This is a genomic window from Variovorax sp. 278MFTsu5.1, assembly GCF_048305045.1.
GTDB classification, from domain to species: domain Bacteria; phylum Pseudomonadota; class Gammaproteobacteria; order Burkholderiales; family Burkholderiaceae_C; genus Variovorax; species Variovorax guangxiensis.
The window spans coordinates 5,699,228-5,722,032 of sequence record NZ_CP157622.1 but is presented as its reverse complement, the minus strand read 5'-3'; the positions used below and the strand labels follow the sequence as shown (position 1 = coordinate 5,722,032).

Sequence of the window (22,805 nt, the reverse complement as noted above, 5' to 3'; positions counted from 1 at the left end):
TTACCTTGCTCTCGCCAGGCGCGGATCGAGCAGGTCGCGCAGGCCGTCGCCGAGCAGGTTCAGGCCCAGCACCGCGAAGGCGATGGCCATGCCGGGGAACACCGCGAGCAGAGGCGCCTGGAACATCATCGTCTGCGCTTCGCTGAGCATGCGGCCCCAAGAAGGCTGCGGCGGCTGCGTGCCGAGTCCGAGATAGGAGAGGGCGGCCTCGGCCAGGATCGCGATGGCGAAGCGGATGGTGATCTGCACGATCAGCACCGCCGAGATGTTCGGCAGCACGTGCTGCATGGTGATCGCGAAGCTGCCCTTGCCGCAGGCGCGTGCGGCGGCCACGTATTCGCGCGACCAGATGGCGTTGGCCGATGCGCGCGTGATGCGCGCGAAGGTCGGGATGTTGTAGATGCCGATCGCGATGATCGCGTTGACGATGCCCGCGCCGAACACGGCCGTCATCATGATGGCCGAGAGGATTGCGGGGAAAGCCAGCGAGAAGTCGGTAAGCCGCATGATGGCTTCTTCCACCCAGCCGCGCTTCGCTGCCGCGAGCAGGCCCAGCGCGGTGCCGACCACGAGGCCGATGCCGACCGCGATCACGCCCACGAGGATGGACGCGCGCGCGCCCACGAGCAGCAACGAGGCCACGTCGCGTCCGTAGGTGTCGGTGCCCAGCCAGTGCGAACCCGTCGGCGGCTTCAGCTTGCTGGCCATGTCCATCTCGTAGGGCGACCATGGCGTCCACACCAGCGAGACGGCCGCGGCCAGCAGCAGGAGCAGCGTGAGCGTGCCGCCGATGACGAAGCTGCGGTGATGCAATGCGCGGCGCCAGAAGCCCGGCACCTTGAGCGCGGCGGCGTTGGGAACTGCTGCTGTGCTCATATGTCGCTGGCCTTGATGCGCGGGTCGATGACGGCATAGAGCACGTCGACGACGAAGTTCACGATGACCACCATGGCCGCCAGCAGCATCACGCAGTTGCGCACCACGATCAGGTCGCGGTTGCTGATGGCCTGGAAGATCAGCCGGCCCAGCCCGGGAAGATAGAACACGTTCTCCACCACGATGGTGCCGGCCAGCAGTTCGGAGAACTGCATGCCCATGACCGTGATGACGGGGATCATCGCGTTGCGCAGCACATGAGTCCAAAGCACCATGCGCTGCGACACGCCCTTGGCGCGCGCCGTGCGAACGAAGTCCTCGCGCATCACTTCCAGCACTGCGGAGCGCGTGATGCGTGCGAGGATCGCCGCCTGAACAACTGCCAGCGAAAGCGCAGGCAGAAGCAACGACTTGATCCCCGCGAAGATCCCTTCGCCCCATCCCTCGAAGCCGCCGGCGGAGAACCACTGCAGCTGCACCGAGAACACCAGGATGAGCAGGATGGCGAACCAGAAGTTCGGAATGGCTATGCCGACCTGGGCCATGCCCATGAGGCCGACGTCGCCGAGCTTGTTGTGGCGGGCCGCGGCGGTCACGCCCACGAGCAGGGCGATCACGACGGTGAGCGCCATGGCGAGCACGGCCAGGGGCACCGTCAACGCGAGGCGTTCGAGGATGAGGTCGAGCACGGGCGAGCTGTAGGCGTAGCTGTCGCCGAGGTTGCCGGTGAGCAGGCCGCCGATCCAGTGCCAGTAGCGCGTCCAGGCGGGCTGGTCGAGGCCGAGCTTGGTGGCCAGGGCGGCCACGGCCTCGGGGGAGGCGTCGGGGCCCATGAGCATCTGCGCGGCGTTGCCGGGCAGGATCTCGAGCACGAGGAAGACGATGACCGAGGCGCCGATCAGGGTGCCGATCAGCGTGGCGAGGCGCTTGACTAGGAACAGACTCATGGGGCGGGGCGCAGCATAACTGACTCCCGCAACAAATGTGCCGCGAATGTGGCCTTTGTCATTCACCGGCTGCCGGCCCGGCCCGAGCCGCGATAATCGGGGCCATGGCCCTCATGATCACCGACGAATGCATCAATTGCGATGTCTGCGAGCCCGAGTGCCCGAACGACGCGATCTACATGGGCGAGGCGTTCTACGAGATCGATCCGCACAAGTGCACCGAGTGCGTGGGCCATTTCGATGAGCCGCAGTGCGTGCAGATCTGCCCCGTGGCCTGTATTCCCGTGAACCCCGAGCATGTGGAAAGCCGCGAGACGCTGATGCAGAAATACCAGCGTCTCACGGCGATCAAGGTGACTGCAGCGGCAGCTTCGTCCGGCGCTTAATCGGCCGATTTCCGTTTCTTCTTCTTGCGCTCCGGTGCGTCGGCGCCTGGGCCGCTGCTGAAGCTCAGGCTCGATTTGCGGGGCGCATTGGCCTCCTTGCGAGCGCGGTCGCGCTCCCTCTGCTCGGCCATGGCGAGCCGCCTTTCCGCCAGGGCCGCGCTTCTTGCCTCCCGCGCGGCGCGCTGGTCGCGGTCATGAGCGGCCTTTTCCAGCGACAGGCGGTTGCGCTCCATGCGGTCGGCCTGGGTCTGGGCGCTGCGGGTGCCGGCATCGGCGGCGCGGCGGTCTTCGTCGCTGCGGCGGTCGTCCACCTTCACCGTCCTGCCGCCTTCACAGGGCTGGTCGGAATATGTGTTGCCGCAGCGCCAGGTGTTCGCCCCTTGGGCGGCGGCGCCTGCGGAGCAGATGCCGGCTGCTATTGAAAAGATAGCGATTGCGGTTTTCGAAACCGTCTTTCCGTTCTTCTCTTTTTTTTCGCTCATTTTTTATTTCTCTCCCTCCTGCACTTCAATGGCCGGCTAGGTGGCGGCAGGCGTGCCCCCTTCGCCGGGCTCCCTCCGCGGCGGCTTGGGCCGGGGCGGTTTGCTCGTGTGAATGACCAGGGTCGCCTTTTCCATCTCGCCCGCCACCAGCGCGGGAATCGCGTGCAGCGTGCGGGTGATGGCGTCCTCGATCGCTTCGCGCTGTTCCTTGAGTGGCTTCTTGAGCACCCAGTTGACGACCTCCGACTTCACGCCGGGGTGGCCAATGCCCAGGCGCAGCCGCCAGTAGTCGCCGGTGCCCAGTTGCGCGTGGATGTCGCGCAGTCCGTTGTGGCCGGCATGGCTGCCGCCGAACTTGAGCTTGACCTGGCCAGGGACCACGTCGAGCTCGTCGTGCACCACGAGGATTTCTTCCGGCGCGATCTTGAAGAAGCGCGCCAAGGCGGCCACCGACTTGCCCGACAGGTTCATGAAGGTCTGCGGCTCCAGCAGCCAGATGCTCTGGCCGCCGATGCTCGTGCGCGCGGCGAGGCCGTGGTAGCTGCGCTCGGGCACGAGGTTGAGCTTCCATTCGCGCGCGAGGGCGTCGATCCACCAGAAGCCGGCGTTGTGCCGCGTGGCTTCGTACTCGGGGCCCGGGTTTCCGAGGCCGACAAACAGCTTGATCATGGTCGTGGATTATCCGGTCGCCGTAAAAGCAAAAAGGCCCGCACGAGGCGGGCCTTCATCGGGAAGCAACGAGTGCGAAGAAGCGGATTACTTCTTGGCGGGTGCCTTGGCAGCGGGCGTCTTGGCCGCGGCCTTGCCACCCTTGCCTGCCGGAGCGGCTGCTGCGTCGGCAGCTGCTGCGCCTTCGGCGGGAGCTTCTTCTTCGGCAGCCGGGGTCACGGCCGAAGCCAGCACCGGGTTGGCCTTGCCGTGGCTGACCCACTTCACGCCGCGGGGCAGCTTGATGTCCTTCAGCGTGACGGTGCCGTTCTTCTTCAGGCCCGACAGGTCGACTTCGATGAACTCGGGCAGGTCGGTCGGCAGGCAGTTCACTTCCAGTTCGGTCGTGACGTGGTTGACCAGGTTGTGGTCGAGCTTGACGGCGTCGGACTCTTCCTCGCCCTTGAAGTGCACGGGCACCTTCAGGGTCATGCGGGTCTTGGCGTCCACGCGCTGGAAGTCGATGTGCTGCACCAGCTGGCGGAAGGGGTGGTATTGCACGTCACGCAGCAGAACCTTGCTGACGTTGCCGCCCAGTTCCATCTCGAGAACGCTGGAGTGGAAGGCTTCCTTCTTCAGGGCGTGCCACAGTGCGTTGTGATCGAGCTCGATCAGTTGGGGCTCGGCGCCACCGCCGTAGACGATGCCGGGGGTCTTGCCCGTGATGCGGAGACGGCGGCTCGCACCCGTGCCCTGCTTTGCGCGCTCAAAAGCGACGAATTTCATAACTAGCTCCTGTAAGAGTCCACCGCGACCAGTGCGACTCCGGTTCAAAAAGGCTTCAGGGGTGAAGCCCGCTCTTTGCCCAGGTCAGAACAGGTTGTCCTGATCCGAGAACAAACTCATCACCGACTCGCCCTTGGCAATGCGCTGGATCGTTTCGGCGATCAGCGGTGCCACGGAGAGCTGGCGGATCTTTCCGCAGGCATTGGCGCCGTCGGAGAGGGGGATGGTGTTGGTCACGACCACTTCGTCGAGGGCCGAGCCCTTGGTGATGCGCTCGATGGCCGGGCCCGAGAAGATCGGGTGCGTGCAGTAGGCGTACACGCTCTTGGCGCCACGCTCCTTGAGCACCTCCGCCGCTTTGACCAGCGTGCCGGCGGTGTCGATCATGTCGTCCATGATCACGCAGTTGCGGCCGTCGATCTCGCCGATCACGTTCATGACTTCGCTGACGTTGGCCTTCGGGCGGCGCTTGTCGATGATGGCGAGGTCGCAGTTCAGCTGCTTGGCCAGCGCGCGGGCGCGAACCACGCCGCCGACGTCCGGCGAGACCACGATCAGGTCTTCGTAGTTCTTGGCGCGCAGGTCGCCCAGCAGCACCGGCGAGGCATAGATGTTGTCGACGGGAATGTCGAAGAAGCCCTGGATCTGGTCGGCGTGCAGGTCCATGGTGAGCACGCGCTCGACGCCGACGGTTTCCAGCAGGTTGGCCACCACCTTGGCCGAGATCGGCACGCGGCTCGAGCGCGGGCGGCGGTCCTGGCGGGCATAGCCGAAGTAGGGGATCACGGCGCTGATGCGTTCGGCCGAAGCGCGCTTGAGCGCGTCGACCATGATCAGCAGTTCCATCAGGTTTTCGTTCGTCGGAGCGCAGGTCGACTGCACCACGAACACGTCGCGTGCGCGGACGTTCTGGTTGATCTCGACAGTGACTTCGCCGTCGGAGAAGCGGCCGACGCGGGCAGCGCCCAGCGAGGTGCCGAGGTTGTGCGCGATTTCTGCGGCAAGGCCCGGATTGGCATTGCCGGTGAAAACCATGAAATCAGGGTGATTAGCCTGCATGAGCGCGTCCCGGCAGTGCAAGTGGGCTTAGGAAGCCGCCAAAAGGTTCGTATGCATGGCGGCCGGTGAGCCGCCGATTATTGCAGCGGGTGGGCTGCAAATGAAGACTGCGGCCCTCGGGCCGCAGTCGTGAAGATTTGGCAGGGGAGAAAGGATTCGAACCTTTGCATGCTGGAATCAAAATCCAGTGCCTTAACCAGCTTGGCGACTCCCCTACACGGGTCGACGGCTTTCGCCATCAACCGATATATGTCGCATCGAACCGAACGAACGATCCGATTATCTTCCGGTTGCCCATCCCCAGAGTGGATGAACTTCCAGATTGCTGCATTGACGAACCTGCCAGCCTTCGGGGGCCTCGAGCAGTTCCGCTTCTTGCGGCGATTGCGGCAGCTTCGCGAACACCGAGCTTCCGGAGCCGGTCATCCGTGCCTTCAATCCTTGGGTACCGAGCCATTCGATGGCGTCGGTGACCGCGGGACAAAGTCGCTGGGCAACCGGCTGCAGGTCGTTGTGGCCGAACTCGAAAACCCGGTTTCCCAAGTTTGTCGCTTCCGACGATTCGCTGTCTGCAGCAAAGCCTGAGATTATAGCAACAGGCGTGGCACGTTGAAGGTTCGAATCCGAAAAAATTAATCGGGTATCGAGTCCTTCGGGTGGTTTGACCACCACGAAGCGTGCGGAAGGGAGTGTAACCGGTGTGATTTCCTCCCCGATGCCTTCCACCCACGCGTTGCGCCCGCCGAGGAAGAAAGGCACGTCGGCGCCCAGCTTCAGGCCAATGTGGGCCAGCCGCGACAACGGCAGGTTCAGGCCCCACAGGCAGTTCAGCGCGAGCAGGCAGGTGGCGGCATCCGACGAGCCACCACCCATCCCCGCCTGCGCCGGCACATGCTTGGCGACGCCGATGTGCGCACCCTGGCCTGGCGCGGCGAAGGGCTGCAGCGCACGCGCGGCACGCAGGATCAGGTCGTCCGCCGGCAGCTCCGTCGTCAGATCCTCCCGGCTGAGCTGGCCATCGCGCCGCAGTTCGACGTGCAGCGTGTCGCACCAGTCGATCAGCATGAACACCGACTGCAACAGGTGATACCCGTCGTCGCGCCTGCCGGTGATGTGGAGAAAGAGATTGAGCTTGGCCGGCGCGGGGAGGTCGTAGATCGCCTTCATGACCGCTCGAACACGATGCGCAGATCGGCCCTCGGACTCGGCGACTCGCGCACCGCCTGCAGCCGTCCGCTGCCGAGCTGCGCGAGATCGGGCTTCCAGCCGGGCACGGGTTCGTTGCGACCCGCCAGCCAGCCGAAAAGAGCTCCGACCGGAATGGCCGCGCCGGTGGCCGCCTCGATGAGCTCATCGACCGAGTCGAACCGGCGTGTCCGGTTGCCGTCCTTCAGCAGCGCTTCGCCCGGCGCCCAATGCAACTGGGCCAGGGTGCTGCCGATGGGTGTCGTGAGCGTCAGGTCGCCCGCCTCGGCCGAGCCGCGAAGTTCGAACAGTGCCGCGAAGGTCTGCACCGGCTCGCTCTCGATGCGCAGCGACATGCGTCCGCTCCAGCTGTCCGTCGGCTTCGGTGCCGACGAACCGCCGGACAGCTGCGCGCAACCGGTCGCCAGCAAGGCTGCTGCCCCGCCGGCCGCGAGAAAAGCGCGACGGCCGCCCTGCACCGGCGCGAATGCCTCTGCCTGCGCCATGTCAGGGCTTCACTCGCAGGCGCTTGAGCGTTTCCTGCAGCGTTTCGTTCTCGGCGTCGCTCAGCAGGGCTTCCTTCCAGATCGTGACCGCGCGGTCCTTCTGGCCGGAGGTCCACAGGACTTCGCCGAAGTGCGCGCCGATCTCGGGGTCGGGCCGCGTCTTGTAGGCCGCCTCGAGGATGCGGATGGCCTCCGCCGTGTTGCCCAGCCGGAACTCGACCCAGCCCAGGCTGTCGGCGATGAACGGGTCTTCCGGCGCCAGCTGCACTGCCTTCTGGATCAGCGTGCGTGCCTCCTCGAGCCTGATCTTGCGATCGGCCAGCGAGTAGCCCAGCGCGTTGTATGCGTTCTGGTTCTCGGGCTTGAGTTCGATGAGGCGGCGCAGCAGGCGCTCCATGTCGTCGAGACGGTTGAGCTTCTCGGCGACCATGGCCTGGTCGTAGACGAGGTCGCCGTCGTCCGGCGATGCCGCCGAAGCCTGGGCGAGCATGTCGTAGGCCGCCTGGTACTGCTTCGCGTCGCGCAGCAGCTGCACTTCGGCGAGGAACTTCTGCTTCTTGTCGTCGGCCGTGCGCTCGGGCAGGCCCCGGATGATCTCGCGTGCCTGCGGCAGCTTGCCCTGGCGCGCCAGCAGCGTCGCGCGGCGGGTCTGGGCGGCCACCAGCTCGTCGGCGCCGTCGATGCGCGAGAGCCAGCGTTCGGCGGCCGCATAGTCCTTGCGCCGCTCGGCCAGCTGCGACAGCGCGAAGTAGGCCTGCGAGATGCCGCGCTTGCGGTCGGTGGCGTCGTCGGCATCCTTGTTGCCGGCGCCGCTCTTCGGATTGCCCGACAGCTCGATGAAACGCTTGATCGAGGCTTCGGCCGCGGCGTCCTGCCGCGCCTGCATCTGCAGGCTGCCCAGCAGCAGCCAGGGCTCGGCGAGTTCGGGGCGCGAGGTGGTCAGCGTCTGCAGCTGCGCGGAGGCGTCGCTGTAGCGGCGGTTCTCGACCAGCACGCGGGCGTAGGCCACGCGCAGCTCGGCCGAGGCCTTCGGGTTGCTGTTCAGGAAGCGCGTGACGATCGGCTCGGCCAGCGGCTGGCCCGGGTCGATCATCTCGAGCGCCAGCGCGGCGGGGGCTTCGGAGGCCGGGTCGATCTCCTGGCCCTTGCGCGCGGCTTCCAGCGCGCCCGAGGCATCGCCCGCGTTCAGGCGCAGCCGGCCGACCGTGGCCCAGGCAAGCCCGCCGGTGGTGGGGCTCTTCAGCTCGTCGACCAGCGCCTGCTCGACCACCGCGGCGGCCAGCTTCTTGTCCGATGCGCGCGAGTAGTTGCGCGCGATCACGGCCATCAGCAGCGGGCGCTCGATCTGCGAGGTGGCCGCCACCTCGGCGCGCAGAGGCTCGACGGTTTCGCTGATGCGGTTCAGCGCGATCAGGATCTGCAACTCGATGCGGCGCGCGTCGCGCGAATTCGGCAGGGTTTCCTGCCAGGCACGTGCCGCGGCGAGCGCCGCGTCGCCGGAGCGCGACTGCAGCGCGATCTCGACCGCACGCTGGAACAGCTTGCCGTCGCGCAGCCGGCGGGCCGCATCGAGCACGAGCGCATAGCCGGAGCCGGGGTCGCCGGAACGGGCGGTCATTTCGCCCATCAGGATCTCGTAGAACAGGTCGGCCGTCAGCGCGGACTGCAGCGGCGCGGGTTCGGCTGCTTCCTTGGCTGCGGCCGGTCGCGGCCTGACTATGGGCCTCGTCTGCGCCGGCCGTTCGATGACAGGTGTGGGGCTGAAAGGGGCTGCGGGATCGGAAGATTGCGCATTGACGGCGCAAGCCATCAAGGCGAGAGACGCGGCCGCCGCAAGGCGGTGTCGGCGGGGCGAAAGGTTCATGCAACCATAATAATCCAGCCTTTTGTACGAGCATCGCCGTGGGGCTTCGCCGCCGCGGGCGTTTGCCGAAGATTTACCTTTCATGCCCGAGCTACCCGAAGTCGAAGTCACCCGCCGAGGGTTTGCGGACCGCATCGCGGGCGGCCGCATCGAGTCGGTGCGCATCGGCAAGCCGCTGCGATGGGCGCTGATGGTGCTGCCCGAGGCGCTGGTCGGCCGGCAGGTGCGCCAGGTGCGCCGGCGCGGCAAGTACCTGCTGATCGATCTCGATCGCGGCATCCTGCTGCTGCATCTGGGCATGTCGGGCAGCCTGCGCTTCGATGCCGCGCTGCCGCCGCCCGGACCGCACGATCACTTCGATCTTGTTACCGACCGGGGCACGCTGAGGCTCAACGACCCGCGCCGCTTCGGTGCTGTTGTTTACGTGGAAGACGAATCCGCTCCATGGGCCATCAAGCTGTTGGGTGGACTGGGCATGGAGCCGCTCGACGAAGGCTTCGACCTCGACGCCTTCCATGCCGGCCTGAAAAAGCGGAAGACGGCGGTCAAGCAGGTGCTGCTGGCGGGCGACGTGGTCGTGGGCGTCGGCAACATCTACGCGTCGGAGGCGCTGTTCCAGGCGGGCATCCGGCCGACGCTGTCGGCGGCTCGCATCAGCCGCCCGCGGGCGGCAAGGCTGCACGCGGCGGTGCGCGAGATCCTGGCGCGGGCGGTGGAGAAGGGCGGCAGCACGCTGCGAGATTTCTCCAACATCGACGGGCAGAACGGCTACTTCCAGCTCGAGGCGACCGTCTATGGCCGCGCGGGCGAGCCCTGTCGGGTTTGTGCAACGCCGATTCGGCTGCTGCGGCAGGGGCAGCGCTCCACCTATTACTGCCCCAATTGCCAGAAGTAGGCGCGGGCTCGCGCGATGGAACAGAAAAATAGAAACAATCCAGAAACGACGGTGGCATGTCCGCCGATGTATATTTGTAAATTGTTTCTTACACATTCCCCTTGAGCCGCTCCTTCAATCAACAACTCGATCAGCACGGTGCATGGCGGAGCAACTTCGCCCACCGGCTGCAGTGGCTGTCCCGCTGGCTGACCGAGAACGAGCTGCTCGACCAGGCGGTGGCGGAGCGCCTGCGCGGGCTGGAAACGCAGATCCGCACCAGCAAGGTCATGGTCGCCTTCGTGGCCGAGTTCTCGCGCGGCAAGTCGGAGCTGATCAACGCCATCTTCTTCGCCGGCTACGGGCGGCGCATCATGCCCGCCAGCGCCGGCCGCACCACGATGTGCCCGACCGAGCTGGGCTACGACGCCGCGATCGCGCCCAAGCTGCGGCTGCTGCCCATCGAGACCCGGCTGGAGCCCCATTCGCTGGCCCACTGGCGCGACAAGCCCACGCGCTGGACCGAGATCGCCATCGACGTGGGCAACGCCGAGCACCTGGCGCAGGCCATGGGCAAGGTGGCCGAGGTGCGCTGGGTGAGCAAGGACGAAGCCCGCACGCTGGGCTTCTGGAACGACGAGACGCCCGACGACAACCCGGTGCAGGACGCCGAAGGCCGCGTCGAGATCCCGCGCTGGCGCCATGCGGTGTTGAACATGCCGCATCCGCTGCTGGAGCAGGGGCTGGTCATTCTGGACACGCCGGGCCTGAACGCGATCGGCGCCGAACCCGAACTGACAGTGAGCCTGATCCCGCAGGCGCACGCGGTGGTCTTCATCCTCGGCGCCGAAACCGGCGTTACCCGCTCCGACCTTTCCATCTGGCGCGAGCACCTGATCACCGAGGACGAAAGCAACGACACGCGCTTCGTGGTGCTCAACAAGATCGACACCATGTGGGACACGCTCAGCACGCCCGCGCAGATCGAGCAGCAGATCGAGCGCCAGCGCGAAGGCGCGGCCCGTCTGCTCGAGGTGCCGCTGGCGCAGGTGCTGCCCGTGTCCGCGCAGAAGGGCCTGCAGGCCAAGATCCAGCACGACGGCCAGCTGCTGCAGGCCAGCCGCCTGCCGGCGCTCGAAACGCTGCTGGCCGAAGGCGTTCTGGGCAAGCGCGAAACCATGCTGCGGCTCGCGGTCGATGCGGGCATGACCGCGCTGCGCGCCGAGGCCGAGCGCATCCTGAAGGTGCGCCAGCGCGACCTGGCGGAGCAGGCGCTCGAACTGCAGGGCCTGCGCGGCAAGAACGTTTCGGTGATCCGCCACATGCGTGCGCGCATCGACCAGGAACATGCCGAGTTCGAGGGCAGCAACACGCGCATCCTGGCGCTGCGATCGGTGCAGGGCAAGCTGCTGCGCGAGGTTTACGCCGTGCTCGGGCGCACCGCGCTGAAGGCCGACATGGTGAAGCTGTCGGCCGCGCTCAAGCGCCCCGGCGTCAAGTTCAACGTGCGCAAGGTGTACGCCGAGACCTTCGACTCGCTGCGCAACAACCTGCGCGAGGTGCAGGCGACCACGGCCGAGATCCAGTCGATGCTGCACGCCACCTTCCGCCAGCTCAACGCCGAGCAGGGCTTCACCCTGCAGGCGCCGGCCGAGCCCGACCTCACCGGCTTCGAGCAGGAGCTCGCGCAGATCGAGCGCAGCCACATCCACTACCTGGGCGTGGGCAACCTGCTGAAGCTCGCGCAGGCCGATTTCTGCGACAAGCTGGTGCGCGCGCTCGCCAGCCGGCTGCGGCTGGTGAACGAGGCGGCCATGACCGAGGTCGAGCGCTGGAGCAAGGGCGCGAGCGCGCAGATCGATGCGCAGCTCAAGGAGCGCCGCCGCAACTTCAGCAAGCGCATCGAGGCGATCGAGCGCATCCAGAGCGCGGCGGGCAGCCTCGACGAGCGGCTGGTCGAGCTGGCCGCGCAGGAGAGCAACCTCACCGAACTCCATGTGCAGCTGCGCGAGTTCACTTCGCTGATCGCGCAGCACGGAAAGCCGCAGCCCGCGGCCACCATCGGCGAGCTGCGTGCGGCCTGAGAAAACCGCCTCCACGGCGGCGACCGCGACCCAGCCATTGCCTCCGGATTTCGCAGCGCAGATCGTGAGCTGGCAGCGCAGCCACGGGCGCAGCCAGCTGCCGTGGCAGAACACGCGCGACCCGTATCGCGTGTGGCTGTCGGAAGTGATGCTGCAGCAGACGCAGGTGTCGACGGTGCTCGGTTATTTCGCGCGCTTTCTCGAACGCTTTCCCGACGTGAAGGCTCTCGCCGCGGGCACCGAGGACGAGGTGTTCGGCCTGTGGAGCGGGCTGGGCTACTACAGCCGCGCGCGCAACATGCACCGCTGCGCGCAGGAAGTCGTCGCGCGATTCGGCGGGGAGTTTCCGCGCACGGCTGCAGAACTGGTCACGCTGCCGGGCATCGGGCGCTCCACCTCGGCGGCCATCGCGGCCTTCTGCTTCGGCGAGCGAGTGGCGATCCTCGACGGCAACGTCAAGCGCGTGCTCACGCGGGTGCTCGGCTTCGCGGGCGACATGTCCTCGGCGGCGCAGGAGCGCGCGCTGTGGGATCTGGCGACGCAACTGCTCCCGCCTGCGAATGACAGGGAAGCCATCGCGTCCTACACGCAGGGCGTGATGGACATGGGCGCCACGGTCTGCCTGCCGCGCAAGCCAAGCTGCATGATCTGCCCGGTGCAGCAGAACTGCGTCGCCCTTCGTGAAGGCGCGCCCGAGCGCTACCCGGTCAAGACGCGCAAGCTCAAGCGCAGCGCGCAGTCGCTGTGGGTGCTGCTGGCGCGCGATGAGCAAGGGCGCGTCTGGCTGGAGAAGCGGCCGGCGAAGGGCATCTGGGCCGGGCTCTACTGCCTGCCGGTATTCGACAGCCGCGAAGAACTTCTTGCTGCCTTGCCGGCCGCAAGGCGCGGAGTGCATGACTTGCCGGCCTTCGTGCACGTGCTGACCCACAAGGACCTGCACCTGCACCCGGTGCGGATCGACGGCGGCCAGCCACAGGGCGAGGCTGCGCGCTGGTTCGAAGCTGATGAATGGAGCCGGCTGGGCCTGCCGGCTCCGATGCGCAAGCTGCTGGAAGGCGGCGAGGCTTAGCCAGCCAGCCAACCCGCCCCTTGCTGGTCAGCCCGCGTCGAGTTCGCGGTGCCGCTTCAGCGCACCCCAGCGCGCGCCGAACGAACGCGCCAGTTGCTCGACCAGGAACACCGAGCGGTGCTGCCCGCCGGTGCACCCGATGGCCACCGTCACGTAGCTGCGATGGTCGCGCGCCAGTGCGTCGAGCCAGTGCGCCAGGAACTGCTCGATGTCGTCGTACATGCGCGCCACGTCGTCGTGCTCGCGCAGCCATTCGATCACCGGCTCGTCGCGGCCGGTGAGCGGGCGCAGCGCGGGCACGTAGTGCGGGTTGGGCAGCATGCGCACGTCGAATACGTAGTCGGCATCCAGCGGCACGCCGCGCTTGAAGGCGAAGGATTCGAACACCAGCGTGAGCGGCGTCTGCGGCGCGGAGATCAGCGACTTGATGTAGCTCTGCAGCTGCGCCGGCCGGATCAGGCTGGTGTCGATCACGTCGGCGCCGTCGCGCAGGTCGGCCAGCAGTTCGCGTTCGAGCTCGATGGCCTGGGTCAACACCCGGTGCTGCTCGGGCACGTCGGTGCGGCCTTCCTGGCGCGAGAGCGGATGGCGGCGGCGGGTTTCGGAATAGCGGCGCAGCAGCGCATCGGTGGTCGCGTCGAGGAAAAGCGAGCGCAGCGAGATGCCGCCGTCGCGGCGCAGCGCCTCGAGCTGCTGCGGAACGATGGGCAGCGAGACGCCGCTGCGCACGTCCATGGCAATCGCCACGCGCGTGGCCTGCTGCTCGTGCTGCAGCGCGATGAACGAGGTCAGCAGCTCGGGCGGCAGGTTGTCGACGCAGTAGTAGCCCGCGTCTTCCAGCGCATGCAGGGCGACCGACTTGCCGGAGCCCGACATGCCCGTGATGAGCACGAGGTCGAGGCTCATTGCACCGTCGCCGAGGTCTTGTGGCCGAGCATCTCGCGCGCGTGCGCGAGCGAGGTCTGCGAGACTTTTTCGCCGCCCAGCATGCGGGCGATTTCCCTAGCGCGGTTGTCGTCGTCGAGGCGAGATACGCCGCTCTCGGTGCGCGGTCCGTCGCCGCCGGTGGCCGCTGTCTGGCGCTTGGCCACCACCAGGTGATGGTCGGCGCAGGCTGCCACCTGCGGCAGGTGGGTCACGGCGAGCACCTGGCGGTCGCGGCCGAGTTGCTTCATCAGTCGGCCGACGGTCTCGGCGACCGCGCCGCCCACGCCGGAATCGACCTCGTCGAAGATCAGCGTCTGCGCCGCGCCGAGCTGGCTGGTGGTGACCGCAATGGCCAGCGCGATGCGCGAAAGCTCGCCGCCCGAAGCCACCTTGCCGATGGCGCGCGGCGTGCTGCCGGTGTGGCCCGCCACGAGGAAGGCCACCTCTTCGAGGCCGGCGCGGCCCGGCTGCGCGAGCGGCTGCAGCTCGACCTCGAAGCGCCCGCCCTGCATGCCCAGGCCCTGCATCGCGTCGGTGACGGCCTGCGAGAGGCGGGGTGCCGCCTGCTTGCGGATCTTGCCCAGCGCCTTGGCTTCCTTCATGTAGGCCTGCTGCGCGGCCTCTTCGGTACGCTCCAGGCCTTCGAGATCGCTTTGCGCGTCGAGCGCCTGCAACTCGGCCTGCCAGCCGGCCAGCAGCGCCGGCAGCTCGGCCGGCGGGCGCTTGTAGCGGCGCGCGAGCGACATCCACAGGCCCATGCGCTCGTCGAGCTCGGCGAGGCTCTGCGGATCGGTGTCGGCATCGCGCAGGTAGCCGTGCAGCGTGTGAGCGGCGTCGGAGGCCTGGGCCACGCACGAGGCGAGCACTTCGCCCAGCGCGCGGAACTCGGGCTCGATGTGCTCGCAGTTCTGCAGCAGCGTGGCCGCGCGCTGCAGCGCGGAGAGGGCGCCGTTGTCGTCGTCTTCCAGCGCCTGGCTGGCGCCCTGGGCCGCGTCGATCAGCGCCTGCGCGTTGGAGATGCGCGAGTGGTTGGTCGACAGTTCTTCCCACTCGTCGACGCCCGGCGCGAGCTTGGCGACTTCGGAAATCTGCCATTGCAGCCGCTCGCGTTCGCGCTGCAGCGAGTCCTGCGCCGAGCGGGCGTGTTCGAGCGTAGAGAGCGCCTGCCGCCAGGCCTGCCATGCGGCGTCCAGCGCGTCGGTGCGCGCGCCCGCGTAGGCGTCGAGCAGGCCGCGCACCGCCTCGGGCCGCGTCAGGCTCTGCCAGGCGTGCTGGCCGTGGATGTCGAGCAGGCGATCACCCAGTTCGCGCAGTTGCGTGGCGGTGGCGGGGCTGCCGTTGATCCAGCCTCGGCTGCGGCCCTGCAGGTCGACGGTGCGGCGCAGCAGCAGTGCGTCACCGCGCTCGAAGCCGCCTTCGTCGAGCCAGCTGTCCAGGGCCGGGTCGGCGTCGAATTCGGCGCTCACGTCCAGGCGCTCGGCGCCTTCGCGCACCGCGCCGGCATCGGCCCGGTTGCCTAGCGCCAGTTGCAGCGCGTCGATCAGGATGGATTTGCCCGCGCCTGTTTCACCGGTCAGCACGGTGAAGCCGCCGGACAGGTCGAGTTCGAGTGATCGCACGATCACGAAGTCGCGCAGTGCGATGCGTCGCAATGCCATCTCAGTTGTTCCTCCAGGTTCCGGGCAGGGGGCGTTGTGCGAATTTGTAGGGTTCGAGCTGTGAAACACCGCGGAACCGGCTTTGCCGGGCCGCCGGTGTTGCCCCCTGCAAGAGGGTTGGCGAAGCGACACGAAGTGCGCGCAGCCTGGGGGGGTGCTTCATTCAGGAGCCTCCCTCGTTCCAATGAAGTTTCTTGCGCAGCGTGTCGAAATAGCTCCAGCCGCGCGGGTGCAGGAAGCGCACGCGGAAATCGGAGCGGCGCACCACCACGCGGTCGCCGATGGCGAGCGAGGCGAGCGACTGCATATCGAAATTGGCGCTGGCGTCGCGCCCGCCGACCAGCTCGATGACGATCTCGTCGGCATCGGGCAGCAGCACGGGCCGGTTGGAAAGCGTGTGCGGCGCGATCGGTACCAGCACCCAGCCCGGGACCGCGGGGTGCAGCAGCGGGCCGCCGGCCGATAGCGCGTAGGCGGTCGAGCCCGTCGGCGTGGCGATGATCAGGCCGTCGGCGCGCTGGTTGGCCACGAAATGGCGGCCCACCGACACGCGCAGCTCGACCATTCCGGAGGTGGCGCCGCGGTTGACGACCACGTCGTTCATGGCGAAGGCATCGAACACCGAGGCGCCGTCGCGCACGACCTTGGCCTGCATCAGGCTGCGGTGGTCTTCCTCGTACTCGCCGGCCAGCATCGGAATCAGCGTGGCCTGGTAGTTGTCGAGCGGGATGTCGGTGATGAAGCCCAGCCGGCCGCGGTTGATGCCGATCAGCGGAATGCCGTAGCTCGCGAGCTGCCGGCCGATGCCCAGCATGGTGCCGTCGCCGCCGACCACCAGGCCGAGGTCGCAGCGCTGGCCGATTTCCTCGACGGTGAGGGCGGCGTAGCGCGGATGGGCGGGGGCGCCGGCATCGGCTTCCTCGCACGTCGGCCGCTCGACATAGACCGTGCAACCCTGCGATTCCAGAAAGGCTCCGATGCCTTCCATGACGCTGTCGCGCGCATCCGCCTGCGCCCGGGCGCCGGAAGCCTGGTATTTGCCGATCAGGGCGACGTGACGAAAGCGTGAGGTCATATCTCACAAATTACAACACTAAAATCTTGCAATGCTGGACGACCGTGCCAAGTTGCTGCTCAAGACGCTCGTCGAGCGCTACATAGCCGATGGGCAGCCCGTCGGGTCGCGTACGCTGTCGCGCTCCTCGGGGCTCGATCTGTCGCCGGCGACCATCCGCAACGTCATGTCCGACCTGGAGGCGCTGGGGCTGATCGCCAGCCCGCACACCTCGGCCGGACGCATTCCCACGCACCGCGGCTATCGCCTCTTCGTCGACACCATGCTTACGGCACAGCGCGAGCAGATGACCGCGCCCAGCCTCGCGCCCGACCAGCCGCAGAAGGTGATCGCCAATGCGGCGCACCTGCTGTCGAACATGTCGCAGTTCGTGGGCGTGGTGATGGCGCCGCGGCGTGCGTCGGTGTTCAAGCAGATCGAGTTCCTGCGGCTGTCGGAGAAGCGACTGCTGGTGATCATCGTCTCGCCCGACGGCGACGTGCAGAACAGGGTGATCTTTCCGGAGGCCGACTACTCGCAGTCGCAGCTGGTCGAGGCCTCGAACTACATCAACGCGAACTATGCGGGGCTGACCATCGAGCAGGTGCGCGACCGGCTGCAGTCCGAGATAGAAAAGCTGCGCGGCGAGATCGCCACCCTGATGCAGGCGGCAGTGCAGGTCAGCTCGGAAGTGCTGACCGAGGCGCAGGAGGACGACGTCGTCATTTCCGGTGAGCGCAACCTGCTGGCGGTGAGCGATTTCTCCAGCGACATGGGGCAACTGCGCCGCGCCTTCGAACTCTTCGAGCAGAAGGCCCAGCTGATGCGGCTGCTCGACGTATCCAGCAAGGCCGAGGGCGTGCGCATCTTCATTGGCGGCGAGAGCCAGGTGGTGCCGTTCGAGGAGCTCTCCATCGTCAGCGCCAACTACGAGGTCGACGGGGAAGTCGTGGGTACGCTCGGCGTAATCGGACCGACTCGCATGCCGTATGAGCGCATGATCCAGATCGTCGACATCACGTCGCGCTTGGTGACCAATGCGCTGAGCCATCGCAAGTAGGCCCGGTTGCGCGAATAGAATCGTGCCGCGTGGGCCGTTAGCTCAGTTGGTTAGAGCAGCGGACTCATAATCCGTTGGTCGCTGGTTCAAGCCCAGCACGGCCTACCACCCTCCCTTCGGCGATTCGATATTGCAACGTCTTGCCATGCTTTCGGGGAGCAGCCAAAAATCAGGCTATAATCGAAAGCTTCGCGGCTGTAGCTCAGCTGGATAGAGTACTTGGCTACGAACCAAGGGGTCGTGGGTTCGATTCCTGCCAGCCGCACCATCTTGAAAATGCCCGGAAGATTCGTCTTCCGGGCATTTTTCTTTTTCAGTCTTTCGCTCCAATTAACCCGAATAGTTCGGGAATGGCCATTAAAGCGGGCTATAATCGCAAGCTGTGCGGCTGTAGCTCAGCTGGATAGAGTACTTGGCTACGAACCAAGGGGTCGTGGGTTCGATTCCTGCCAGCCGCACCACTATAAAGAAAGCCCGCAACGCGAGTTGCGGGCTTTTTTCTTTTGGAGGTTTGGCGTGAACAAGGCATTCACCAAGGAAACGGATTCCGACGCAGACGACGACGACGGCGCCGGCGGTGCCTCGCCTCCGCTTCCTGCGGGCGGCAAGAACTACATCACCCCCGAAGGCTACGCGCGCCTGCGCGACGAACTGCTGCAACTGATGGACGAGGAGCGCCCGAAGATCGTCGAGACCGTCCATTGGGCCGCCAAGAACGGCGACCGCTCGGAGAACGGCGACTACCTCTACGGCAAGAAGCGCCTGCGCGAGATCGACCGGCGCATCCGCTTCCTCACCAAGCGGCTCGAAATCGCGGAGGTCACCGATCCGTCGGTGCACCATGGCCGCGATCAGGTCTTCTTCGGCGCCACCGTCCTCTATGCCGACGAGACCGGCGATGAACGCAGCGTGACGATCCTCGGCATCGACGAAGCGGAAAGCGCGAAGTCGCAGGTCAGCTGGATCTCGCCGATCGCCCGGGCCCTGCTGAAGTCGCGCGAAGGCGATGTCGTGAAGCTGGTGACGCCCGGCGGGGCGCACGATGTCGAAATCCTGTCCGTGAGCTACCCGGCGCCGCGCCCGGCCGGAGCTTCGTAGCCCGGCCCGGCAGGGCCATCGGGTCAGGGCGCGGGAATCGTCCTGGAAGCGGTCAGCACCGATGCCGTGCGCCGCGCCGCCCGCAGCACCGCATCCAGATGCGCACGGTCGCGCACCGCGATCACGAAGCGCAGATCCGTCGAATCCTGCGGAGTCTCGTCGGCCATTTCCACGTGCGTGATGTCGGCTTCCGCATCGGCCAGCGTCGCCGCGACGCGCGCCAGCACGCCCTTGTCGTTGCGCACGGTGATGACAACCCCGGTCTCGAACGCACGCGTGGGCTCGTCCGCCCACTCGACGGCGAAGAAGCGTTCGCTGTCCTTGTGGCGCAGCCGCTGGCCGACGCCGCATTCTTCCGTGTGCACCACCAGGCCTTCGCCATGGCCGAGATACCCGACGATCGAGTCGCCGGGAATCGGCCTGCAGCACAGCGCAAAGCGCACCGACGAGTTCTCGCTGCCGTCCAGCGTGACCGCGCCCTGCGACACCGTTTCGTGCGAGATGAAGCGCTCGCGGCTCAGCAGCAGCGCGTCGGGCCGCTCGCCCAGTTCGGTCAGCATCGCTACCAGCCGCTTGGCGACGATGCTTGCAATGCGCTTGCCCAGGCCGATATCGGTCAGCAACTCGGAGCGCGTGCGGTTGCCGGTGAAGCGCAGCAGCTTCTCCCACAGCGCCTGGTGCTCTTCGTCTTCCTCGGGCAGCTTGCTCAGCCCCTCGGCGCGCAGCGCCTGAGCGAGCAGCTTTTCACCCAGCCCTTCGGACTCGGCATGCGCCAGCGTCTTCAGGTAGTGGCGGATCTTCGAGCGCGCGCGGCCGGTGCGCACGAAGCCCAGCCAGGCCGGATTGGGCGTGGAAACCGGCGCGGTGATCACTTCGACCACGTCGCCGTTCTTGAGCTCGGTGCGCAGGGGCACCTGGTCGCCGTTGATGCGCGCGGCCGAGGTGTGGTCGCCGATGTTGGAGTGGATGGCGTAGGCGAAATCGACCACCGTCGCCCCGCGCGGCAGCGCCATGATCTGGCTCTTGGGCGTGAAGACGTAGACCGCGTCGGGAAACAGGTCGACCTTGACATGGTCCCAGAACTCGGCCGCGTCGCGCGTCTCGTCCTGGATGTCGAGCAGCGACTGCAGCCACTTGGTGCCCAGCCGGTCGTTGCTGGCCGCATTCGGCTCGGCCGCCTTGTAGAGCCAGTGGGCGGCCACGCCCGATTCGGCCACCACGTGCATGGCCTCGGTGCGCAGCTGGAACTCGACGCTCACGCCGGCCGGCCCCACGAGCGTGGTGTGCAGCGACTGGTAGCCGTTGAGCTTGGCGATCGCGATGTGGTCCTTGAACTTGCCCGGCAGGGGCTTGTACATCTGGTGCAGGATGCCGAGCCCGGTGTAGCAGGCGATCACGTTCGGCACGATCAGGCGGAAGCCGTAGATGTCGGTCACCTGGGCGAAGCTCAGGTGCTTTTCTTCCATCTTGCGGTAGATGGAATAGAGCGTTTTCTCGCGGCCGGCGATCCGCAGCGTCATCCCGGCGGCGGAAAAGGCGGCCTCGACCTCCTTCTGCACTTTCTGGATCAGGTCTCGCCGGCGCCCGCGGGCCTTGGCGACGGCCTTGGACAGCGTCGCATAACGCCACGGTTTCAGATGCCGGAACGACAGCTCCTGCAGCTCGCGGTAGGTCTGGTTCAGCCCCAGTCGGTGCGCGATGGGCGCGTAGATGTCGAGCGTTTCGCGCGAGATCCGGCCCCACTTCTCACGCGGCGCATCGGCCAGCGTGCGCATGTTGTGCGTGCGGTCCGCCAGCTTGACCAGGATGACGCGCACGTCGCGCGCCATGGCCAGAAGCATCTTGCGGAAGGACTCGGCCTGGTTTTCCTCGCGGGTGTTGAACTGCAGCTTGTCGAGCTTGGTGAGCCCGTCGACCAGTTCGGCGACCGGGGCGCCGAAGCGCTCGATGAGCTCGGGCTTGGTGACACCGCAGTCTTCGATGGCGTCGTGCAGCAGGGCGGCCATCAGTGCCTGCGCGTCGAGCTTCCATTCGGCGCACTGCGCCGCCACGGCGATCGGGTGGGTGATGTACGGCTCGCCGCTGTTGCGCAGCTGCCCCAGGTGCGCCTCGTCCGCGAAGCGGTAGGCGCGGCGGACCAGTTCGGTGTCTTCGGGGCTCAGGTAGTCCAGGCGAGCGGTGAGTGCGGCGAAGCTCGCTGCGGCCGCGTTCAGCGCCGCCGGGCTCGGCTTCGGCGTGCCTTTGGGGGCATGGGACTGAGATTTGGCGACCGCGCTCATGCCTACCACTTTAGCGTGACCGATGTGTGCACGCGTCCGGACATAAAAAAAGCACCGCTTTGCGGTGCCTTTTCGTTGCAGGGCTGCGTCAGATCAGCCCGGCACCTTCTTGAGCATTTCGAGGCCGATCTTGCCTTCGGCGATCTCGCGCAGGGCGGTTACTGCCGGCTTGTTCTTGCTCTCGATCTTGGGTGCGTGGCCCTGGCTCAGCATGCGCGCACGGTAGGTGGCGGCCAGGACGAGCTGGAAGCGGTTCGGAATGTTGACGAGACAATCTTCGACGGTGATGCGGGCCATGATGAGAATCTTTCGGTCGGTCTGGTGAGCGGCGGGCTCGGAAATCAGGGGATGTTCAGTGCGGCGAAGGTGTCGGCACGCGCTCGGCGTTGTGCGGAATACCGAAGCCGCTGAGCGTGGACGATCGCCTTGAGATCGAAAAGTGCCCGCTCAAATAACTCGTTGATTATAACGAAGTCGAATTGCCCGGCCTGGGCCATCTCTTCGGCGGCGTTCTTCAGGCGCAATTCGATGACCGAGGCGCTGTCTTCCCCGCGCCGTTCGAGCCGGGAGCGCAGTTCTTCCCAGCTGGGCGGCAGGATGAAGATCATGACCGCATTGGCGAAGGTCTTGCGGATCTGCAACGCGCCCTGAAAGTCGATTTCCAGGATCACGTCGGCCCCCTGGGCGATGCGGTCCTCGACGGCCTTCTTCGAGGTGCCGTAGCGGTGGCCGTGCACATGGGCCCATTCCACGAAGCCGTCGGCCGCGATCATGGCGTCGAACTCCGTCGGCGAGGCAAAAAAGTATTCGCGGCCGTGCTTTTCCTGCCCGCGCGGAGACCGGGTCGTGTGCGACACCGAAGGCTGCACCGCCGAATCGAGTTCCATCAGCGCCTTCACCAGGCTCGACTTGCCCGCGCCGCTGGGCGCCGCCACCACGAAGATATTGCCGGGGTAGTCCATTCTCTCGCTCGTCTTCGTCGTCATTCGATGTTCTGGACCTGCTCGCGCATCTGCTCGATCAGGACCTTCATGTCCACGCCGATGCGCGTGAGTTCCAGCGCCGCAGACTTCGAGCCCAGGGTGTTGGCCTCGCGGTGCAGCTCCTGGATCAGGAAGTCGAGGCGCTTGCCGATCTCGCCGCCCTTCTTGAGCAGGCGCTCGATTTCGTCGAGATGCGAGTTCAGCCGGGTGAGCTCTTCCGCCACGTCGATGCGGATGGCGAACGCGGTCGCTTCGGTCAGTGCACGGTCTTGAGCAGCCTCGGGCGGCGTGCCGCCCGTTCCGGCGCTCAGGCCCATGGCTTCCTGCCAGCGCTCCAGGAACCGGGTGCGTTGCTGTTCGACCAGCTGCGGAACCAGCGGACCGGCCTGCTGCACCAGGGTGCGCAGTTGCGCGAGGTGGGCTTCGAGCATCTTGGCCAGCCGGGCGCCTTCGCGCTGGCGGGCCGAGATCAGGCCTTCGAGCGCCTTGCCTGTCACGTCGAGCAGGTCGGGGCCCCAATCGCCGCGCGTGGCGCTGTCGCCGCCGGCCAGGCGCAGCACGTCGGCCACGCTGAGTTCGCGTGCGCCCGGCAGCCATGCCTTGATGCTGTCCTGCACGCCATTGAGCCGCTGCAGCAGCTTGACGGAGGGTTCGACCACGCCCGAGGAAGAGGTGCTTTCGATGGCGGCGCGCACTTCGACCTTGCCGCGCTTGAGCTTGGCCGTGAGCAGTTCGCGCAGGGCGGTTTCGTGCTGGCGGAGTTCTTCCGGCAGCTTGAAGGTGAGATCGAGGAAGCGGCTGTTGACCGAGCGGATTTCAACCCCGAGCCGGCCCGCGGCGGAAGGCCGTGCTTCGGCTTCGGAGTGGCTGCCTGCGGGCCCGTTCTGGCCGCTGGCGTAGCCGGTCATGCTGTAAACTGGCATTGCGCCTCACTGTGGTTTTGCTTGCATGCTCCGAGGCGCCGGCACGGCGTTCGCTTG

The 22,805-nt window shown here is 66.7% G+C and carries 22 protein-coding genes and 4 tRNA genes; 9 read left to right on the top strand and 17 right to left on the bottom strand.

Annotation, left to right across the window (positions count from 1 at the left end; genetic code table 11):
- Both ABL844_RS26575 and ABL844_RS26570 read right to left on the bottom strand, forming a co-directional pair.
- Positions 1–876: an ABC transporter permease gene (locus tag ABL844_RS26575; RefSeq protein WP_126025525.1), complete on the bottom strand. Its 876-nt coding sequence runs from the start codon at positions 874–876 to the stop codon at positions 1–3.
- Complete coding sequence (locus tag ABL844_RS26570; protein ID WP_418129569.1) at positions 873–1,823, bottom strand: ABC transporter permease; 951 nt, start codon at positions 1,821–1,823, stop codon at positions 873–875. Before ABL844_RS26570 ends, ABL844_RS26575 begins: the two co-directional genes overlap by 4 nt.
- A gap of 104 nt (positions 1,824–1,927) precedes the next feature.
- On the opposite strand from ABL844_RS26570, the gene ABL844_RS26565 reads away from it, so the two are divergent.
- Complete coding sequence (locus ABL844_RS26565) at positions 1,928–2,209, top strand: YfhL family 4Fe-4S dicluster ferredoxin (protein WP_126025066.1); 282 nt, start codon at positions 1,928–1,930, stop codon at positions 2,207–2,209.
- Here ABL844_RS26565 and ABL844_RS26560 read toward each other — a convergent pair.
- The 8 genes from ABL844_RS26560 to ABL844_RS26525 all read right to left on the bottom strand — a co-directional run bounded on the left by ABL844_RS26560 (position 2,206) and on the right by ABL844_RS26525 (position 8,739).
- Positions 2,206–2,691 carry a hypothetical protein gene (locus tag ABL844_RS26560; RefSeq protein WP_418129568.1) on the bottom strand — a complete coding sequence of 162 codons (486 nt, stop codon included), beginning with the start codon at positions 2,689–2,691 and terminating at the stop codon, positions 2,206–2,208. The genes ABL844_RS26565 and ABL844_RS26560 overlap by 4 nt on opposite strands.
- Positions 2,692–2,727: 36 nt before the next feature.
- Positions 2,728–3,360, bottom strand: a complete 633-nt coding sequence (gene pth / locus ABL844_RS26555; protein WP_184640656.1) for an aminoacyl-tRNA hydrolase — start codon at positions 3,358–3,360, stop codon at positions 2,728–2,730.
- Positions 3,361–3,447: 87 nt separating this feature from the next.
- Positions 3,448–4,125, bottom strand: a complete 678-nt coding sequence (locus tag ABL844_RS26550; RefSeq protein WP_126025063.1) for a 50S ribosomal protein L25/general stress protein Ctc — start codon at positions 4,123–4,125, stop codon at positions 3,448–3,450.
- An 84-nt stretch (positions 4,126–4,209) separates the two neighbouring features.
- Positions 4,210–5,184, bottom strand: coding sequence for a ribose-phosphate pyrophosphokinase (locus ABL844_RS26545; protein ID WP_019656422.1), 975 nt, complete (start codon positions 5,182–5,184; stop codon positions 4,210–4,212).
- Between the two features lie 138 nt (positions 5,185–5,322).
- A tRNA-Gln gene (locus ABL844_RS26540) sits at positions 5,323–5,399 on the bottom strand.
- Positions 5,400–5,463: 64 nt separating this feature from the next.
- Entirely contained in the window at positions 5,464–6,351 is an 888-nt protein-coding gene (gene ispE / locus ABL844_RS26535; RefSeq protein WP_418129567.1) for a 4-(cytidine 5'-diphospho)-2-C-methyl-D-erythritol kinase, read from the bottom strand.
- Complete coding sequence (locus ABL844_RS26530; protein WP_418117792.1) at positions 6,348–6,875, bottom strand: lipoprotein insertase outer membrane protein LolB; 528 nt, start codon at positions 6,873–6,875, stop codon at positions 6,348–6,350. The genes ispE and ABL844_RS26530 overlap by 4 nt, the downstream gene beginning before the upstream one ends.
- Position 6,876: 1 nt before the next feature.
- Entirely contained in the window at positions 6,877–8,739 is a 1,863-nt protein-coding gene (locus ABL844_RS26525) for a tetratricopeptide repeat protein (protein WP_418129566.1), read from the bottom strand.
- Between the two features lie 82 nt (positions 8,740–8,821).
- Here ABL844_RS26525 and mutM point away from each other — a divergent pair, with 82 nt between their 5' ends.
- The 3 genes from mutM (at position 8,822) to mutY (ending at position 12,766) form a co-directional block, all read left to right on the top strand.
- A complete protein-coding gene (mutM, locus tag ABL844_RS26520) occupies positions 8,822–9,634 on the top strand; it encodes a bifunctional DNA-formamidopyrimidine glycosylase/DNA-(apurinic or apyrimidinic site) lyase (protein WP_126025059.1) in 813 nt (270 codons plus the stop codon).
- A 101-nt stretch (positions 9,635–9,735) separates the two neighbouring features.
- Positions 9,736–11,697, top strand: a complete 1,962-nt coding sequence (locus tag ABL844_RS26515; RefSeq protein ID WP_126025058.1) for a dynamin family protein — start codon at positions 9,736–9,738, stop codon at positions 11,695–11,697.
- A 37-nt stretch (positions 11,698–11,734) separates the two neighbouring features.
- Positions 11,735–12,766: an A/G-specific adenine glycosylase gene (mutY, locus tag ABL844_RS26510; protein ID WP_184640650.1), complete on the top strand. Its 1,032-nt coding sequence runs from the start codon at positions 11,735–11,737 to the stop codon at positions 12,764–12,766.
- Between the two features lie 27 nt (positions 12,767–12,793).
- Here the strand turns inward: mutY and rapZ are convergent, their stop codons facing one another.
- The 3 genes from rapZ to ABL844_RS26495 form a co-directional block, all read right to left on the bottom strand.
- Entirely contained in the window at positions 12,794–13,672 is an 879-nt protein-coding gene (gene rapZ / locus ABL844_RS26505) for an RNase adapter RapZ (protein WP_126025056.1), read from the bottom strand.
- A complete protein-coding gene (recN, locus tag ABL844_RS26500; RefSeq protein WP_418129565.1) occupies positions 13,669–15,351 on the bottom strand; it encodes a DNA repair protein RecN in 1,683 nt (560 codons plus the stop codon). Before recN ends, rapZ begins: the two co-directional genes overlap by 4 nt.
- A 163-nt stretch (positions 15,352–15,514) precedes the next feature.
- Complete coding sequence (locus ABL844_RS26495) at positions 15,515–16,426, bottom strand: NAD kinase (protein WP_126025054.1); 912 nt, start codon at positions 16,424–16,426, stop codon at positions 15,515–15,517.
- Positions 16,427–16,457: 31 nt separating this feature from the next.
- On the opposite strand from ABL844_RS26495, the gene hrcA reads away from it, so the two are divergent.
- The 5 genes from hrcA to greB all read left to right on the top strand — a co-directional run bounded on the left by hrcA (position 16,458) and on the right by greB (position 18,563).
- On the top strand, positions 16,458–17,465 hold the full coding sequence (gene hrcA, locus ABL844_RS26490) for a heat-inducible transcriptional repressor HrcA (protein ID WP_126025053.1): 1,008 nt from the start codon (positions 16,458–16,460) through the stop codon (positions 17,463–17,465).
- A 31-nt stretch (positions 17,466–17,496) separates the two neighbouring features.
- A tRNA-Ile gene (locus ABL844_RS26485) sits at positions 17,497–17,573 on the top strand.
- An 83-nt stretch (positions 17,574–17,656) separates the two neighbouring features.
- Positions 17,657–17,733 (top strand) — tRNA-Arg (locus ABL844_RS26480).
- Positions 17,734–17,849: 116 nt separating this feature from the next.
- Positions 17,850–17,926: transfer RNA gene (locus ABL844_RS26475), tRNA-Arg, on the top strand.
- 55 nt (positions 17,927–17,981) lie between these two features.
- The gene (greB, locus tag ABL844_RS26470) at positions 17,982–18,563 is read left to right on the top strand and encodes a transcription elongation factor GreB (RefSeq protein WP_418129564.1); all 582 of its coding nucleotides are present in this window, start codon (positions 17,982–17,984) and stop codon (positions 18,561–18,563) included.
- Between the two features lie 23 nt (positions 18,564–18,586).
- Here greB and ABL844_RS26465 read toward each other — a convergent pair whose 3' ends face one another.
- The 4 genes from ABL844_RS26465 to ABL844_RS26450 form a co-directional block, all read right to left on the bottom strand.
- Positions 18,587–20,842 (bottom strand): RelA/SpoT family protein, encoded by a 2,256-nt coding sequence (locus ABL844_RS26465; RefSeq protein WP_126025051.1) that lies wholly within the window; start codon positions 20,840–20,842, stop codon positions 18,587–18,589.
- Between the two features lie 93 nt (positions 20,843–20,935).
- Positions 20,936–21,139 (bottom strand): DNA-directed RNA polymerase subunit omega, encoded by a 204-nt coding sequence (gene rpoZ / locus ABL844_RS26460; RefSeq protein ID WP_007835875.1) that lies wholly within the window; start codon positions 21,137–21,139, stop codon positions 20,936–20,938.
- Between the two features lie 44 nt (positions 21,140–21,183).
- A complete protein-coding gene (gene gmk, locus ABL844_RS26455; RefSeq protein WP_093209718.1) occupies positions 21,184–21,804 on the bottom strand; it encodes a guanylate kinase in 621 nt (206 codons plus the stop codon).
- 20 nt (positions 21,805–21,824) lie between these two features.
- Positions 21,825–22,748, bottom strand: coding sequence for a YicC/YloC family endoribonuclease (locus ABL844_RS26450; RefSeq protein WP_126025050.1), 924 nt, complete (start codon positions 22,746–22,748; stop codon positions 21,825–21,827).
- Between the last annotated feature and the right edge of the window lie 57 nt (positions 22,749–22,805).